The organism is Thermodesulfobacterium sp. (assembly GCF_030445475.1).
Classification (GTDB): domain Bacteria; phylum Desulfobacterota; class Thermodesulfobacteria; order Thermodesulfobacteriales; family Thermodesulfobacteriaceae; genus Thermodesulfobacterium; species Thermodesulfobacterium commune.
Genome location: NZ_JASUTP010000019.1, coordinates 1 through 16,404 on the forward strand (window position 1 = coordinate 1; position 16,404 = coordinate 16,404).

Annotated in this window: 13 protein-coding genes; 7 read left to right on the top strand and 6 right to left on the bottom strand. The window is 36.0% G+C overall.

What is annotated here, in order from left to right:
• Window positions 1-111: 111 nt before the first annotated feature.
• The gene (gene recG, locus PWP26_RS06135) at window positions 112-2,583 is read right to left on the bottom strand and encodes an ATP-dependent DNA helicase RecG (RefSeq protein WP_301399244.1); all 2,472 of its coding nucleotides are present in this window, start codon (window positions 2,581-2,583) and stop codon (window positions 112-114) included.
• On the bottom strand, window positions 2,580-3,446 hold the full coding sequence (locus PWP26_RS06140; protein ID WP_038061741.1) for a glycosyltransferase: 867 nt from the start codon (window positions 3,444-3,446) through the stop codon (window positions 2,580-2,582). Before PWP26_RS06140 ends, recG begins: the two co-directional genes overlap by 4 nt.
• A 62-nt stretch (window positions 3,447-3,508) precedes the next feature.
• Between PWP26_RS06140 and PWP26_RS06145 the strand changes: the two genes are divergently transcribed.
• A complete protein-coding gene (locus PWP26_RS06145) occupies window positions 3,509-4,804 on the top strand; it encodes a nitrogen regulation protein NR(II) (RefSeq protein WP_038061738.1) in 1,296 nt (431 codons plus the stop codon).
• A complete protein-coding gene (locus PWP26_RS06150) occupies window positions 4,774-6,129 on the top strand; it encodes a sigma-54 dependent transcriptional regulator (protein WP_038061736.1) in 1,356 nt (451 codons plus the stop codon). The genes PWP26_RS06145 and PWP26_RS06150 overlap by 31 nt, the downstream gene beginning before the upstream one ends.
• A gap of 36 nt (window positions 6,130-6,165) precedes the next feature.
• On the opposite strand, the gene PWP26_RS06155 is transcribed toward PWP26_RS06150, so the two are convergent.
• Together PWP26_RS06155 and miaB are read right to left on the bottom strand one after the other, a co-directional pair.
• Entirely contained in the window at window positions 6,166-6,522 is a 357-nt protein-coding gene (locus PWP26_RS06155; protein ID WP_038061733.1) for a hypothetical protein, read from the bottom strand.
• A gap of 211 nt (window positions 6,523-6,733) precedes the next feature.
• Window positions 6,734-8,074: a tRNA (N6-isopentenyl adenosine(37)-C2)-methylthiotransferase MiaB gene (gene miaB / locus PWP26_RS06160; RefSeq protein WP_038061732.1), complete on the bottom strand. Its 1,341-nt coding sequence runs from the start codon at window positions 8,072-8,074 to the stop codon at window positions 6,734-6,736.
• A gap of 59 nt (window positions 8,075-8,133) precedes the next feature.
• Here miaB and PWP26_RS06165 point away from each other — a divergent pair, with 59 nt between their 5' ends.
• Genes PWP26_RS06165 through PWP26_RS06180 form a run of 4 tightly spaced genes read left to right on the top strand, consistent with a single transcriptional unit; the run spans window position 8,134 to window position 11,704 of the window.
• Entirely contained in the window at window positions 8,134-8,865 is a 732-nt protein-coding gene (locus tag PWP26_RS06165) for a creatininase family protein (RefSeq protein ID WP_038061730.1), read from the top strand.
• Window positions 8,856-9,911 (top strand): RNA 3'-terminal phosphate cyclase, encoded by a 1,056-nt coding sequence (rtcA, locus tag PWP26_RS06170; RefSeq protein WP_273011784.1) that lies wholly within the window; start codon window positions 8,856-8,858, stop codon window positions 9,909-9,911. The genes PWP26_RS06165 and rtcA overlap by 10 nt, the downstream gene beginning before the upstream one ends.
• Window positions 9,889-11,052: an RNA ligase gene (locus PWP26_RS06175; protein ID WP_051754504.1), complete on the top strand. Its 1,164-nt coding sequence runs from the start codon at window positions 9,889-9,891 to the stop codon at window positions 11,050-11,052. Before rtcA ends, PWP26_RS06175 begins: the two co-directional genes overlap by 23 nt.
• Complete coding sequence (locus PWP26_RS06180; protein ID WP_235181280.1) at window positions 11,027-11,704, top strand: bifunctional precorrin-2 dehydrogenase/sirohydrochlorin ferrochelatase; 678 nt, start codon at window positions 11,027-11,029, stop codon at window positions 11,702-11,704. The genes PWP26_RS06175 and PWP26_RS06180 overlap by 26 nt, the downstream gene beginning before the upstream one ends.
• Here PWP26_RS06180 and PWP26_RS06185 read toward each other — a convergent pair.
• Entirely contained in the window at window positions 11,673-12,254 is a 582-nt protein-coding gene (locus tag PWP26_RS06185; protein ID WP_301399245.1) for an NUDIX domain-containing protein, read from the bottom strand. The two genes, PWP26_RS06180 and PWP26_RS06185, sit on opposite strands and share 32 nt — an antisense overlap.
• 75 nt (window positions 12,255-12,329) lie before the next feature.
• Window positions 12,330-14,696: an endopeptidase La gene (gene lon, locus PWP26_RS06190; RefSeq protein ID WP_287568644.1), complete on the bottom strand. Its 2,367-nt coding sequence runs from the start codon at window positions 14,694-14,696 to the stop codon at window positions 12,330-12,332.
• A gap of 159 nt (window positions 14,697-14,855) precedes the next feature.
• On the opposite strand from lon, the gene PWP26_RS06195 reads away from it, so the two are divergent.
• Window positions 14,856-16,403 (top strand): bifunctional aminoglycoside phosphotransferase/ATP-binding protein, encoded by a 1,548-nt coding sequence (locus tag PWP26_RS06195; protein WP_301399246.1) that lies wholly within the window; start codon window positions 14,856-14,858, stop codon window positions 16,401-16,403.
• The last annotated feature ends 1 nt before the right edge of the window (window position 16,404 follow it).

Below are 16,404 nucleotides of genomic sequence, written 5' to 3' on the forward strand. Positions count from 1 at the left end.
AGTTATTTTAATCCTGTCTTGAGTTTTAACTCTAAAAATTTTATTTCTATTTGCGAGGGTTCTCATGCTTAAATCCTATTTCCTGATAGTTGACTCCTTGTTTTATTTAATTTAAGCTATCTCTGAAAGTTTTAATCTTTCCTCCCATCTTCTGGTTAGTTCTTCTTTAAGAATAGGATGTTTACTAAGGTCTGGGTCTTTTTCTATCAAAGAAAAGGCGTCTTCCCTTGCCCACAATAGGATTGGGTAGTCTTTTACTAAGTCAGCTTTTTTAAATTCAAGATATCCAGATTGTTTTGTCCCTAAGAAGTCTCCAGGCCCTCTAAGTTTTAAGTCTTCTTCAGCTATTTTAAACCCGTCGTTGGTTTGACATAATATCTGCAAGCGTCTGTAAGCTTCGCTTTCCATAGATATTTTATAAGCTATCAAAAAGCAGTAAGATTGAGCCTCCCCCCTTCCTACTCTTCCTCTTAGCTGATGAAGTTGAGACAAACCGAACCTTTCAGCATGTTCTATTACCATAACTGTAGCATTGGGAACGTCTACACCGACCTCTACCACCGTAGTAGAAACTAAGATGTCTATTTCTTTGCGCTTAAACTGATGCATGATTTTTTCTTTTTCCAAAGAGCTCATCTTTCCGTGTAAAATCCCTACTTTAAACTCTGGAAAAAATTTTGTTTGTAACTCTTCCCCATAGGTAGTTACTGCCTTAAGGTCGAGTTTTTCTGATTCTTCTATCAGAGGAAGGATTACATAAGCTTGATGTCCTTTCTTTAATTCTTCTTTAACCGCTGCATAGGCTTTGTGTTTGTTATATTCTATAAAAAGTTTGGTGATGATAGGTTTTCTGCCTTTAGGCATTTCGTCTATTATAGAAAGGTCTAAATCTCCGTAGATGGTAAGTCCAAGGGTTCTGGGGATAGGGGTGGCTGTCATAACCAAAGTATCTGGGGTTATACCTTTAGCCTTTTCTCTTAAGGCTGCTCTTTGTAAAACACCAAAACGATGCTGTTCGTCTATGATCACCAGTCCTAATCTTTTAAATTCTACTCTTTCTTGAAAAAGAGCATGGGTTCCTATCACAAAATCTATAAATCCAGTAGCCAATCCATGATGAATTTCTCTTTTTTTAGCAGGAGGGACCCCTCCAGAAAGAAGGGCTACGTTTACTCCCATGAGCTGGGCATAACGTCTAAAGTTATGGTAATGTTGTTCAGCAAGGATTTCAGTAGGAGCCATCATCGCTACCTGATATCCGTTATCTATGGCAATAAGCGCAGCAATAAAGGCTATAACCGTTTTTCCACACCCTACATCTCCTTGTAGAAGTCGATTCATAGGCACTGGACTTGCCATGTCTTTTTTGATTTCTTCTAACACCCTTTTTTGAGCTGAAGTGAGCTCAAAAGGAAGTTTAGCTAAAAAGGCTTTTACTTTTTCTCCGTCTGTTCTAAAAGAGATTCCTTGTTCTTTTTTGACCTTACTTTTTTTTAAAGCCAAGGCTAATTCTAAGAAGAAAAATTCATCATAGGCCAAGCTTTTGTGATAAACGCTTTCCTCTTTTTTAAGCAAAGAAAGGTCTTTTTCATCCTCTGGGAAATGCAACTTTTTGATGGCTAAGTTTAACGGCAAAAGTCTTCTTTTTTTTAAGAATTCTCGTGGAATAAAATTTTCTAAAAAATCTGCATAATCTTCTACCGCATTTTTGATAATCTTTCTTAGTTGCCTCTCACTTAAACCTTCAACCGCAGAGTAAACAGGTACAATCTTTCCTAACTCTAACTCGAGCTTATCCTCTTCTCCTTCTGGTATTATTTCAGGATGGACCATCTCAAAAACCCTACCGAATTTACCTACCTCCCCTATGGTATAAACTCTTTTGCCCGATTGTAAAAGATTTCTCAAAAAAAACTCTTTAAAGTTAAACCACCGAAGGAGAAGAATTCCAGTACCATCAGTAAGCTGGGCTTCAAAGACTTTTCTTCTTGAGGTATAAACAACTCCACTTTTGATGACTTCCCCAAAAACAACCGCCTTTTGTCCTTCTTTTAAATTAGAAATAGGGATTAAATGTCTTCGATCTTCATAATCCCTTGGCAAGAAAAACAACAGGTCTTCGATCGTGTGAATGTCTTTTTTAGCAAACTTTTGGGCAACTTTAGGACCTACCCCTTTTAAAAATTGTACGGGTTTTTTTAGTTCCTCTTTAGCCTGTCTGTATTCTTCTAAGGAAAAAGTCGGCTCTTGATAAAACTCTTGGTTTATCGGTTCTTCTTGAGGTTCTTCAACCTCAGAGGTTTCTTCTTTATTAATTCCTAAGACAATACACAAATCAAACAACGCCTTTATTCTTTCCTTTTTTTCGTCTAAAGAAACCTGGTCTAAACCATAACAAAGCTCTAAAAATTTTTCTCGATAAGGCTCAAATTCTTGAGGAAGGTTTTCTATAAATTTTAAAAGTGTTTTTTCTAAGTATTTTATTTTGTGCAGATTTTGAAAATTATTTTTATAGGCAAACTCTAAGGGTTTAGTAAACTTTGTTAACCAATCTTCTTTGGTAAACCTTTTCTCTTCTTTCATAGTTTAGGCAAGGATTTCAAAGGGCTAAATACAGATTCTTTAAAGGTTTCTTCAAAAAGTTTTTTCAAATTAAAAGCTTGATTAAGGTTGCCGTGTTTCAAAGCCCCTCTATAAAAGATATTAAACTTATTTTTAGCTTCTCCAAATAGTATCAATTTCTGTTCTAAACTTAATTCCTTTTGGTAGTTTTTAAAGAGTTTTATGAGGGCTAAAGTTCTATAATAATCAAGCCCTTTGGTAGCAGAAAGCTGATCTTCTCTTCCACCGCTTTTGATTACTAAAGGTTTAGGTATCAATCCTACAGGAGTTTTTATCGCAACCCTTAACCAAAATTCGTAGTCTTCACATACCCAAAATTCTTCGTCAAAGACCCCAATTTCTTCAAAAAGTTCTTTTTTTATCAAAACTGTAGACATAGAAACAACGCACAACTTAACAGCTCTTTCAAAAAACCAGCCTTCGGCTTTTTTGTGAATCTTTTTTGGGTTAAGTCTTTTTTCCCCTTTGTACCAGATCTCATCTGTCTGGACAATTTTATAAGAAGGATGTTTTTCAAAAAAGAGTAATTGTTCTTCAAGTTTGGTAGGGGTAAACATATCGTCGCTGTCTAGAAAGGCGATGTAACGCCCTTTGGCATGAAAAAGCCCCCTATTTCTGGCATGAGCTACCCCTTTCCTTGGTTTTTTTACATAGACTACAGGGTATCTGGTAATAAGTTTAGGGGTTTGGTCTGTGGACCCGTCGTCTACTACGATGATTTCTAAGTTTTTAAAGGTTTGGTTTAGTACACTCTCTATAGCCTTAAACAGGATATAAGCCCGATTGTAAGTAGGAATGATTACACTTACTACAGGGGTTTTCATCGAATAAAATTATACCTTTATTTTAGAAGATTGACAGAGTTATGGTATATTAGAAAATTACGATGGAGAAATTAAAACAAATTTTTAAACAGATAAGTTTTAAATCTGCTCTGATTTTATGGGGTGTGGTAGCCTTAGCTATAATTACCCTGTTTTTAAGTGCGATTTTTTCTTATAAAAATTCAAAGCTTTTAGCCCAGAAAGCCCTTGAGGACCAAGCTATGATGATAGCTATCACCCTTCAAGGAGTTATGACTTATACCAACCTTGATGAGATTAACTACAACACCTTTTTAAACATCATTTTAAGCCAAAATTGGGAAAACTTAGAATTTATAATGCTTTATGACGAAGACGGAGACATTATTCTTCATTCTAACCCAGAACTGATAGGTTATAAAATAGACCTCGAAGAATTAATAGAGTTAAAAAGGCACAAGCTTCCTTATTATCGTTTTTATTCAGAACCAGAAGAACCTTATAAACAGATTTTTCTGGCAGATTTTAATTTTTATACTCAAAAATATAATCTTTATCTTAGGGTAGGGCTAAATATAAATACCTTTTTGTTTATCGTAAAAAGGGCTCAGTTTTTGTTTTTGTTAAAAATGCTGGCCTGTTTAGGGCTTTTAGTAGCAGGTGGGATAGGCACTAAGTTTCTTATCCATTATGAACATATGGCACTTAAGATGAAACAATTAGAAAGTATTTCTACCATGGCTAAGATTTTATCTCATGAGATCAGGAATCCCTTAGGAAGTATCAAAGGTTTTTCCCAGTATTTAGCAGAAAAGATAACCGAGAGAGATTATAAAAGATATTTAGGAATTATTTTTAACGAGGCTTTAAGGATAGAAAGGTTAACAGATGAGTTGATTTTTTATGTTAATCCTGTCAAGATAGAGTCTAAGCATTTTGACCTGAGAGAACTGGTAGAAGAGGTTTGGTTAAGTTTTAAAGATAAATATCCTCAAGTAGACGTAACTTTTTTTGTTAAAGGAGAGGATTTTAGTATCATAACTGACCCTGACAAATTAAAAGAAATAGTGGTAAATTTAATTCAGAATGCCTTTGATGCGGTGTTGGAAACCAACCAGGAGAAAAAAGAGATAAAAGTAGAAATAGAAGACAAAGGAGAAACCCTGAGGTTAGGGGTGATAGACAACGGGGTAGGTATGGATGAAGAGACTTTGAAAAAAGCGTTTACTCCTTTTTTTACTACCAAACCTAAAGGCTCAGGTTTAGGTTTGGCAATAGTAGAAAAGCTATGTGAGGCGATGAAAATTAAAATTAAGGTTCAAACCAAACCAGGGGAAGGAACGGCTATATGGTTAGAAATGCCAAGATTTTTATCTTAGAAGACGACCTTTCTTTTGCCACCCTTTTAGAGGTGTTGCTAAAAGAGCGAGGTTATCAGGTAGAAACCTGTGAAGACCCTGAGTTAGCTTTTAAAAAGGTGTTTGACTTTAACCCTGACCTTATCATTACAGACCTTAAACTTCCTAAGATGAACGGAATAGATTTTATCGAAAAGGTAAAACCTGTCTTACCTAATACCTTGTTTCTAGTGATAACCGCCTATGCTACTGTAAGTTCTGCGGTAGAGGCCATGAAAAAGGGGGCTGTAGATTATATTACCAAACCTCTTTCCAGTCCTGAAGACTTTTTAAGTTTAGTTCAAAACATCTTAGCTAAAAAACCCAAGGAAGATCTTAAGGAAGAAACCCAAGAAGAACTTCCTCCTTTAGAAATCTTATTTTTAGGGATGGAGGAAGTTTACGATAAAGTAGTAAAAGTAGCCCCTACAGACACTACTGTGATTTTATACGGTGAGACAGGTACAGGAAAGTCGTTGATAGCTAAGGTCATCCATCGTCTTAGCCGAAGGCCAGGTAAATTTGTAGAGGTTAATTGTGCAGCCATCCCTGAAACGTTAATAGAAGCCGAACTATTTGGGTATGAAAAGGGTGCTTTTACAGGGGCCTTAAAGAGTAAACCCGGAAAGATAGAGTTAGCCAAAGATGGAACGTTGTTTTTAGACGAGATTTCAGAGATGAACCTCACCGTACAGGCAAAATTTTTAAGTGTATTGCAAAATAGAACTTTTGAAAGGTTAGGGAGTTTAACCTCTATAAAGACTAACGCCAGGTTTATTACGGCAACCAACCGGGACCTTATCAAGTTGGTTAAAGAAGGTAAGTTTAGGGAGGATTTGTTTTTTAGGATTAATGTTTTTCCTGTAGAGGTAAAACCCTTGAGAGAAAGAAAACAAGCTATATTAAAAATAGCGGAGTTTATCATCCATAGATTAGCTAAAAAGTTACAACGAGACCCTTTACCGTTGAGCTCACATTCTAAGGAATTTTTGTTAAAATATCCCTTTCCAGGTAACGTAAGAGAACTTGAAAACTTGTTAGAAAGGGCTTTCCTGATGTCAGAAGGCAAAGAGATTGAGGTAGATTTGGGATACCTACAGGCCCTTCCTTTTTCTACAGAAATTAAACCTTTAGAGAAAACCAGTCTTCTATCCGAAGATGTGGTAGACCTTAGATCCTTAGAAAAAAACGCTATCATAGAAGCTTTAAAGAAGACCAAAGGGAATAAAAAAGAGGCTGCCAAACTTTTAGGGATTTCTCTGAGAACCCTTTATTATAAATTAAAGGAATACGATATTAAGTTTTAAGTTTTGTAACCACTTTGATAGTAAAAAGAGAAATTTTTACCACCCACATAGTTTTCTAAAGTTTAGCCCTTTTCTTGGACCATAGGGAAGCCCTTTTTCATAAGCCTTTTTTTGAATTTCAACCCTGATTTTTTGAATTTCTATTTCCTTTTGCTGTATAGCCTCCCAGTTAGGTGGGTTTTGTCCCCACAAGACACGCAGTTCAGAAGAAAGCTGCAGTTGTTTTTGCCAGAGAGGCTGTATTTCTTGACAAAACTCTTTAACTTTTATAGGGTTTAGATTAGGAGGATAATATTTACCTCCTACCATCGTTTCTTTTTTCGCAAAGGCTATACCTGTAACTATTAAACCCAAAAAGCTAAGCATTATCAAACTTGCCGCTATCCTTCTCATTGATAATACCTCCTTTCTCAAAGTTTTAATATTAAAGTTTTAACTTTAAAGAACACACAAAAAACACGCTCACACAACTCTCAGCAAAAAACATACCATTTTAAAAAATTTTTCTTATGATAGACCTGCTAAACTTTATCCAAAAGTAGATAAATTAAACTGTAGTTTGATTTTGTAAAAATTGCAATTTTTGTATAAATTGCAATTTAGTTTATTTTAGAATTTCAAGATACCTACCCTTTAAAGAGTGTTTTCCTGCTTCTTCTATTCGAACCTTAACTAATCTACCTTTTAGGTCAAGCCTTGGAGAGTAAAAATTCACTATTACGTTTGTGCTGGTACGTCCCATAAGTTGAGTTTTAGATTTTGAGCTAAAACCTTCAACCAACACTTCCATTTCTTTCCCTACATATTGTTGGTAGATTTCTTGGGTAATAGTTTTTTGTAGTTCCTGAACAAGTTTTAGTCTTATCTCTTTTTCTTCTTCAGGAATTTTGTCCTCGAAATTTTTAGCTGTGGTAAACGGACGATCTGAGTACTTAAAAGAAAAAATTTCATGGTACCTTACTGTTTTTAGCATTTCTAAAGTTTCTTCAAAATCCTCCTCAGTTTCTCCTGGAAATCCTACAATGATATCGGTAGTAATAGCTATGTCAGGAATTAGCTCCCTAAGTTTTGCTACTTTTTCTAAATATTCTTCTTTAGTATATTTACGGTTCATTCGTTTTAATATTCTGTTTGAACCAGCCTGAAGAGGGAGATGGATATGATGACATATTTTGGGATTTTCAGCCATAGTTCTTATTAGTTTCTCTGAAAGGTCTTTAGGATGACTGGTAGTAAACCTTATTCTCCATAAGTCTTCTATGGCTGCGATTTGGTTCAAGAGTTCTGGAAAATCAGGATAACCCTTTTCCTTTAGCCCATAGGAGTTTACGTTTTGTCCTAAAAGGGTAACCTCCCTTACCCCTAATTCTACCAATCTCTTTATCTCTTCTATGATTTCTTCTGGAGGTCTACTTGTTTCTCTTCCTCTGACATAAGGAACGATACAATAAGAACAAAAATTATCACATCCTTGCATTATCGTGACAAAAGCAGTAACCTTTTCGGTGTTTTTAGATAAAGTCTCCTCAGGAAGCACTAAAGGTGGTTTAAACTCGTTAGTTAATTCGGTTAACACAATAGGTTTAGGATCCTTTTGAAGTTTAGTTATAACCTCCTTTATTTGATAAAAACTTTGGGTTCCTAACACGAAATCTACATAGGGAAGTTTTTTAATCAGGTTTTCTCCTTCTTGTTGGGCAACACATCCTATAATACCTATGAGGAGATGTTTTTTTTTCTTTTTTAAGGGTTTATACCTCCCTACCTCACTATAGACTTTGTGTTGAGGTTTTTCCCTTACAGAACAGGTATTTACTATGATAAGGTCTGCTTCTTCAGGGTTATCGGTAGGAACATACTCTTCTTTTAAAAGAATGAGTACCTTTTCTGAATCGTTTTCATTCATTTGACAACCAAAAGTTTTTATATAAACCCTTTTCTTCATAGCAAATTTTAATTATAATTCAAATAATCAAAATATCGATAGTTCCAAGAGGTTAAATTATGTTAGTAGAGGAGATTACTTCTTTAGAATTTGAAGAGGCTAAAAAACAAGTAAAGACCGTTATTTTCCCTGTAGGTTCTGTTGAGGCTCATGGTCCTCATTTACCTTTAGCTACAGACCTTTATACTATCTATGAGGTCTGTAAAAAGGTAGCCGAGAAAAAAAAGGTTCTTATAGCCCCACCGATTTATTATGGTCTTTGTAGAAGTACGAGCACCCTTCCTGGGACGATAAGTATTACCGGAGAGGTATTAAAAAAATTGATGATAAACCTTTTTTATCAGTTTTATCTTTGTGGTTTTAAAAATTTTATGGTTCTTTCTGGACATGCAGGAGGTACCCACAACGCCTATTTGGTAGACGCAGCTGAATCTTTTATATCGTTAGTTCCTTATTGTAATTTTTTTGTAGCCGACATTTTTCAGCTACTTAGGCCTTGTTTAAAAAATATGGATATCTCTGAGGAGGATTCTCATGCAGGAGAATGGGAAACCTCCCTTATGCTTTATCTAAAACCAGATCTGGTAAAAGACGGGGGATTTGAAGATTATCCTAAATTTCCTAAGTTTAGGGTGGTGTTTGAGAAAGAGAAATACTGGAGTACTGGAATATGGGGTGACCCAAGAAAGGCATCTGTTGAAAAAGGCAAAAAGATGGTAGAGTGGTTAGTAGAATTTTTGATAAGCGAAATCGAAAAGATGGAAAAAGAGTTTGAGGAAAAATGCTTGTGATAGATGGTGCTTATGGTGAAGGTGGGGGTCAGGTTTTACGTACTTCTTTATCGCTTTCAGTAGTCACCGGCAAACCTTTTAGAATTGTTAATATCAGAGCTAACAGACCTAAACCAGGTCTTCAGCCTCAGCATTTAGCTTGTGTGAAAGCAGTAGCTTATCTTTCAGAGGCAGAGGTAAAAGGGGATGAGTTAGGTTCTCAAGAGATAGTTTTTATTCCCAAAAAACTTCCAGAAAGGTGCAACTATTCCTTTGATATAGGAACTGCAGGCTCAACCTTGCTTCTTTTCCAGACAGTTGTGTATCCTCTAAGTTTGAACAAAGGTGGAGAAGTGGTAATCAAAGGAGGTACCCATGTTCCCTTTAGTCCCTGTTATCACTATGTAAAAGAAGTTTTTTTACCAATGGCCAAACTTTTTGGTCTGGAGGTAGACCTTTATCTTGAAGCCTATGGGTTTTATCCTGCAGGTGGGGGGAAGATAAGAGCTTTCATTAAACCTTGGGAGGAATTTTTCTTGCCAGCTCTGCCAGAGTATTTTATTCCTGAGAACATTATCATCTATAGCGTATCTTCCGAAAGACTTCCTGTACATATCGTAGAAAGGCAACTAAAAGGTGTATTGTCAGAGTTGCCAAACTGTGAGAACCTTACAGTCTATAAAGAAAGAGTGAAGTCTCGATCTGACGGAACTTTTGTTTTCTTAAAGGCTTTGAATAAGGAAAAGGTTTTATATGCTGGATTTACCGAGCTAGGAAAACGTGGTTATCCAGCAGAGGAGGTAGGAAAAAAGGTAGCAAGAGAATGGAAAAATTTTTTAAGCACTAAAACCCAGTTTGAAGAACATCTGGCAGACCAGATCTTGATACCTATAAGTTTAGCCCTTTTAAAACTGCGGTCTGCTAAAATTTTTAGGTTTTCTGTGGCTAAGGTGACCAAACATCTTCTTACTCAAGCTTGGTTGATCCCTAAGTTTTTACCTGAGTTAAAAATTACCATCGAAGGCAAAGAAGGGGAGAAGGGATATGTTAACCTTTACCGAGAATGAAAAAGAAGTAAGGGAGTATTTTCAACACTGCTGGAAGAAAAATCCAGATTTAAAAAGGTATCCCTTAGAGGAATGGGAAAAAGGTTTACAAACAGGAAAAATTTTGTTTTTTACCTGGAAAGATAAAGGCTTTTTTAGGCTAAACAAGGATTTTAAAAGTTTCCCTATGGGAACTTTTTTTAACGACCAGGTTTTGGTAAGAGGTTACCCTCAGATTCCCAGGGTTTATGTATTAAAAACGGGATTGGTAAGATATATGACTTCTCCTTTTTATGCTGAAGAAAAGGTAGAAGGGTATAACGTAAGACTTTTTAAAGTAGGAGATGAAATTTTAGGTTTTACCCGAAGAGGATTCATCTGTCCTTTTGCTACCGATCGATGGGAGGATTTTTTACCTAATCTTCCTGAGTTTTTTGAGAAACATCCAAATTTGGTGGTTTGTGCTGAAGTAGCCGGACCAGAGAATCCTTTTGTTAGTGAATATCCTGCTTATATCAAAGAGGATGTAAACTACTTTGTTTTTGATTTTATGAAAACAGGTGGAGGAGGATTTTTGTCTCAGTCAGAAAAGTTGAATCTCCTTGAAACCTATAGTTTTAACGCCCCTGAAATCTATGGGCCTTTTGACCCGGTAAAGGATTATGAAAACATAAGAGAACTTTTAAGGCGTTACCACCAAGAAAAAAGAGAAGGGGTAGTTTTTAAGTCCGAAGATGGGAAATACAGGATTAAATACGTGACTCCATTTTCTAATCTTGAGGACTTAAGGGTAGTCTTTCCTTACTTGGGAGAGGTAGATCCTCATTTTATTTACCTAAGATTGATAAGGCTTGCTCTGAACCTTTATGAATTTGAAGAATTTAAAGAAGAGGTTTATAATAAACTACCTGTAAATCTTTTTGAAGAAGTTTTAAGTTTTTTTGAAAAAAATCAGGTGGTAAGCGAAACCTTTAGGGTAAGGTTTAAAAAGGAGAGCAGTTATCTGGCTATGCTTGCTCATTTTAGGGCAGCAAAGATAAACATCGAGGTTAAACAGGTAGTAAAAGAAAAAGGCTATTTAAAAGTGGAATTTGTAAAACTATACCCTAAGGCTACTCAGTTTTGGAGGTCTAAACTTGAAGGATGGGGAGAAGTTGACTAACGTCTATTTTCCGGTTTTTTTAAACTTAGAAGGGAAGCTTTGTGTGGTTATAGGAGGAGGAAAAGTTGGTGAAAGGAAGGTTTTGTCTTTGCTTCAGGCTAAAGCTTTTGTTAAGTTGATTTCTCCTGAAGCTACTCCAGTTTTACAAAAGTTAGCTGAAGAAGGTCAGATACTCTGGGAAAAAAGGATTTATCAGCCAGGAGACCTTGAAGGAGCCTGGTTGGTGGTTGCTGCAACCAATGACCCTTCTACCCAAAGGTCTATATATGACGAAGCTAACGCAAAAAGGGTATTTTGTAACATGGTAGATGTTCCTGAATTTTGCAGTTTTATCGTGCCTTCTGTGGTAAAAAGAGGAAGTTTAACCATAGCCATCTCTACTTCTGGGGCAAGCCCTGCGGTAGCAAGAAGGATAAGAGAAAGTTTAGAAATGCAGTTTGGCCCAGAATATGAAATATACCTAAAACTTATGGAGAACTTAAGAAAACAAATCCTTGAGTTAAATCTTTCTCCCACAGAAAAAGAGATTAAACTGCATCGGCTTGCAATGGCTCCTATACCTCAATATATACGAAATAGAGATTTAGACCTGTTAAAAACTATCATCGAAAAAGAAGGTCTTATCTTCCCTTCAGAGCTTTTTGAGTCATAACCTTCCAATAAAGTTGCCATAACAACCTAAAAGAAAAAGTAAAATCTTCTGGATTTTTCTGTATCCACTTATCCACTTTTTCTAAAGGAAAAAACCCTCCAGTTTCTATTTCTAAAGGATTAGGCTTAGGTATTTTACTAGTAGTTCCTGTAAAAAGGACTAAACAGTCTATAGTGTTGTTAAAATCTTTTGGAGTGATACGAAGTACCTCTTCTAATTTTGTTCTTATAGACAGTTCTTCTTTTAATTCCCTTTGAGCAGTGGTTAAAAAGCTTTCTCCTACCAACACATGTCCCGAAGCAGAGGAAGTCCACAAACCAGGGTTTTCCTCAACCAACTTAGATTTTTTTTGAAGATAGATTTCTCCTTCTTTGTTAAACAAAAAAATATGCACTGTTTTATGAAAATAGCCTTTTTGATGGATTTCCTCTCTTTTTAGGATGGTGATGGGGTTGCAGTTTTCATCGACTGCTTCTAAAAGCTCATGTTTGCGACTTTCTGGAGTTTCTTTAGGTTTTCTTCCTTTTTTATTGTTGAAATTTTCATTCATTTTATAATATATACCTTTGTAACTATAATTAGAGATAAATATTACAGAAAAATAAAAAAAATAAAGGGCTTGGGATTAATTTTTGATAACTAATTTTATAACTTCATCGAGATGAGAAACCAAGATAAAGTTTATTTTTTCTCTAAGTTCCTTTGGGATATCTTCCAGGTCCTTTGAGTTTTTTGCAGGAATAAGGACGTTTTTAATCCCCTTTCTTAAGGCAGCAAGACTTTTTTCTTTTATCCCACCTACAGGAAGAATTTTACCCCTAAGGGTGACTTCTCCAGTCATCGCATAGTCTTTGGAAATGGGCTTTTGGGTTAAGGCAGATATCATCGCTACCGCTATAGTAATCCCAGCACTTGGTCCATCCTTAGGTATGGCCCCAGAGGGTACATGCACATGGATGTCATACTTTGTATAAAACTTAGGGTCAATCCCCAACTCTTTATACTTGGCACGAATATAGGATAAAGCTGCCTGGGCGCTTTCTTTCATCACCTCTCCTAAATGCCCTGTTAAAATTAGATTACCTTTCCCTGGCATAACTACCGCCTCTACGTAGAGCACCTCTCCACCATTGGGGGTCCAGGCAAGTCCAGTTGCTACTCCTATTTCATCTTCTTCTTGTTTAAGTTCTTCTATGTATTCAGGAGGCCCTAAAAATTCTACTAAATTCTCTTCGGTAACGCTAAAAGGGCCTTTTTCTCCTTCAGCAAGTTTTCTCGCTATCTTTCTACAGATAGCTGCAAGCTTTCTTTCTAACTCACGTACCCCTGATTCGTAAGTATATTCTTCGATAACTTTTAGAATAACCTCGTCAGAGATTTTAAGGATGTTTTTTTTTAGTCCGTGTTCTTTTAAGAGTTTAGGCAGGATGTGTCTTTTGGCGATTTCTAATTTTTCTTGATAGGTATATCCTGAAAGATAGATTACTTCCATTCTGTCTAAAAGTACCCGGGGTATAGGTTCTGTCATGTTAGCTGTAGCTATAAAAAGAACCTTAGATAAGTCAAAGGGCACGTCTAAATAATGGTCTACAAAGTCTTTATTTTGTTCTGGGTCAAGAACTTCTAAAAGAGCTGCTGCAGGGTCACCGTGAAAATCGCTACACAGTTTATCTATTTCATCAAGTAAAAACACCGGGTTGTTTACCCCAGCTTGTTTTATTCCTTGAATGATCCTTCCTGGCAAAGCTCCTACATAGGTTCTTCTATGCCCCCTTATTTCAGCTTCATCTCTTACACCACCTAAGGCTACCCTGACAAATCTTCTACCTAAGGCTTCAGCAATGGATCTTCCAAGACTTGTTTTTCCAACCCCAGGAGGTCCTACAAAACAAAGGATGGCACCTTTAGCCTTAGGATTAATTTTTTTAACCGCTAAGAACTCAATTATTCTGTCTTTTACCTTATCTAAGTTATAGTGGTCTTTGTCCAAAACTTTTTTAACATGTTTTAGGTCTAAATTGTCTCGGGTAGACTTATTCCAAGGAAGATCTATCAACCATTCGAGGTAATTTCTTATTACCGCTGCCTCAGAAGAGTCAGGATGCATGTATTCTAATCTCTTAAGTTGTTTTAACGCCTCCTTTTCTACCTCCTTAGGCATTTTGGCTTTTTTAATCTTTTTCTTTAACTCCTCAATCTCGTCTTCAACATCCTCAAATTCTCCCAACTCCCTCTTTATAGCCCTTAGTTGTTCTCTTAAAAAATATTCCCTCTGAGACCTCCCAATTTCTTCTTGGGCTTGGGCTTGGATTTTGTTTTGAAGGGTGGTGATCTCTATTTCTTGTAGGAGGATCTCAGAAATTTTTTTAAGCCTTTCTACTCCATCTAAAGTTTCTAAAAGTTCCTGGGCGGTTTTGACCTTTAACTTAAGGTAGACTGTGATAAGGTCTGCAAGCCTTCCTGGTTCTTCTATAGAATGAACAACTGTGGAAATCTCTGGATTTAAAATACCTTTTAATGCCAATAACTTTTCTGTATTTTCTTTAACTGTGCGTATTAAAGCTTCTATTTCAGGGGTTATGATTTCTGGTTCCTTTTCTTTACAAGGTTCTATTTTAACCCTAAAACAAGGCTCCGTTTCTAAAAATTCTTGAATTTCACATCTTGAAAGCACCTGGACTACTACTTTTAGACGGTTTTCAGAGAGATTGAGGGTTTTAAGGATAAGTCCGATCGTTCCGATTTTATAAATATCTTCGGGTTTGGGATTTTCTATACGAGAGTTTTTCTGTGTAGAAAGAACGAGTAGTTTATCTTTATTTAAGGCTTCCTCTATGGCTTTTAAAGATTTAGACCTTCCTACAAAAAGAGGAATTACCATCGAAGGGAAAAGGACGATGTCTCTTATAGCCATTAAGGGTAAAACTTCAGGAACGTCTATGATCTCCCCTTCTGAAACTTCTGCAAAATTAACCTCTAACCCTTCTTTCATACTGCTCCCTTTCTAAAAGTTTTTAATATTGTTAAATGTAAAACCTTATCTTGATTATTTCAAGATAATAAAGGAAAAAACCTGAAATTACTTTAAAGATCTTAGATTTTAGTCTCGAGCAATCTTGCCAAAATCGTGGTAGCCGTTAAAATACCCTTTATGGAACCAAAGGCCTGGGACCGGTTGATAGATGTCTATTCATTTCCACATCCTACTCAAACTCTAAGGGTGGTTCAAACCCATATCTCTTATGTTTTTATCACAGACCTATTCGTTTATAAGATCAAAAAGCCAGTTAGCTTTGGCTTTTTAGACTACACCACCTTAGAAAAAAGAAAACATTTTTGTGAAAGAGAGGTGATGCTGAATCGAAGGCTATCTCCTGAAATATACTTAGGGGTTGTGCCTGTAGTGAAAACTTCTAAAGGATATAAGTTTGAGGTTGAAGGGGAGATAGTAGAATATGCCGTAAAGATGAAGAAACTTCCTGAAGAAGGGATGATGGTTAATCTTTTAAAAGAAAAGAAAGTAACTGAAGCTCATATAGACTCTATAGTTTCAGTGTTGGTGCCTTTCTATCAAAAAGCAGAAACTGGGGAAAGGGTAAACTCTTATGGAAGGATAGAGGTTATCAGGTTTAATACTGAAGAAAATTTTGCTCAAACCAAAGAATTTGTCGGATTAGCTTTAGCCAAATATAAATACGAACATATAATACAATTTACACGCAAGTTCTTAGAAGAAAATCAAGTCTTGTTTCAAGAAAGGATAGATAAGGGATTTATCAGAGACGGACATGGAGATTTATATTCAGCTAACATCTGTTTTGAGAATGTAAACAAGGTTTATATCTTTGATTGTATAGAGTTTAACGAACGGTTTAGGTGTGGTGATGTGTGTTCAGACATAGCTTTTTTGGCTATGGACTTAGATTTTTATAGAGAAAGAAGTCTATCTGAGTATTTTATAACTCAGTATGTTTCTAAGAGCCAAGACCAGGGGATCAACAAACTTTTGAATTTTTATAAATGTTATCGGGCTTATGTGAGGGGTAAGATAGGATGTTTTACCTATGCCTCTACCCAACAAACAAGGCCTGAAAAATACGAATTTTTGGAACAAGCCAGAAGATATTTTGACCTTGCTTATCAATATGCAGAGGGTATTCCCAAGCTAATAGTATTTATGGGGCTTTCAGGTACTGGTAAAAGCTTTCTTTCGCAAAACCTTATGTCTAAGCTCCCTGCGGTTTACCTTTCTTCAGACATAACCAGAAAACGTCTTTTGTCTTTGCCAGAATCTAAGCATTATTATGCAGAGTTTGAAAAGGGTATTTATACCCCAGAGATTACTGAAAAAACTTACAAGAAAATGATAGAGATGGCTAAGGAAGAGCTTAGTTATGGGAGAGATGTAATAATTGATGCTACGTTTAGAGATAAAAAATACAGAAGCTGGTTGCTTGAGGGGATAAAAGAGGTTAAGGCGGAGGTTTTTTGGGTGTGGTGTACCGCTGAAGATAATGTAGTTAGGGAAAGGTTATTTAAGAGAAAAGAAAATACCTGTTCTGATGCTTTGTGGGATATTTATCTTGCTCAAAAAGATAAGTTTGAACCCCCAAAGGAATGTTCTCCTTTGTTGGTTTTAGATACAACCTATCCTGTAGAAACCCTTATGAAAAGTCTTGTTGAATTTTTAAAAATTTAAT

What these genes read in the sequence shown, in the direction of transcription:
- PWP26_RS06140 (WP_038061741.1), bottom strand. Translation starts at nt 3,446, where the DNA reads ATGAAAACCCCTGTAGTAAGTGTAATCATTCCTACTTACAATCGGGCT.
- PWP26_RS06195 (WP_301399246.1), top strand. Translation starts at nt 14,856, where the DNA reads ATGGAACCAAAGGCCTGGGACCGGTTGATAGATGTCTATTCATTTCCA.
- recG (WP_301399244.1), bottom strand. Translation starts at nt 2,583, where the DNA reads ATGAAAGAAGAGAAAAGGTTTACCAAAGAAGATTGGTTAACAAAGTTT.
- PWP26_RS06155 (WP_038061733.1), bottom strand. Translation starts at nt 6,522, where the DNA reads ATGAGAAGGATAGCGGCAAGTTTGATAATGCTTAGCTTTTTGGGTTTA.
- PWP26_RS06185 (WP_301399245.1), bottom strand. Translation starts at nt 12,254, where the DNA reads ATGAATGAAAATTTCAACAATAAAAAAGGAAGAAAACCTAAAGAAACT.
- PWP26_RS06150 (WP_038061736.1), top strand. Translation starts at nt 4,774, where the DNA reads ATGGTTAGAAATGCCAAGATTTTTATCTTAGAAGACGACCTTTCTTTT.
- PWP26_RS06145 (WP_038061738.1), top strand. Translation starts at nt 3,509, where the DNA reads ATGGAGAAATTAAAACAAATTTTTAAACAGATAAGTTTTAAATCTGCT.
- lon (WP_287568644.1), bottom strand. Translation starts at nt 14,696, where the DNA reads ATGAAAGAAGGGTTAGAGGTTAATTTTGCAGAAGTTTCAGAAGGGGAG.
- PWP26_RS06175 (WP_051754504.1), top strand. Translation starts at nt 9,889, where the DNA reads ATGTTAACCTTTACCGAGAATGAAAAAGAAGTAAGGGAGTATTTTCAA.
- rtcA (WP_273011784.1), top strand. Translation starts at nt 8,856, where the DNA reads ATGCTTGTGATAGATGGTGCTTATGGTGAAGGTGGGGGTCAGGTTTTA.
- PWP26_RS06165 (WP_038061730.1), top strand. Translation starts at nt 8,134, where the DNA reads ATGTTAGTAGAGGAGATTACTTCTTTAGAATTTGAAGAGGCTAAAAAA.
- miaB (WP_038061732.1), bottom strand. Translation starts at nt 8,074, where the DNA reads ATGAAGAAAAGGGTTTATATAAAAACTTTTGGTTGTCAAATGAATGAA.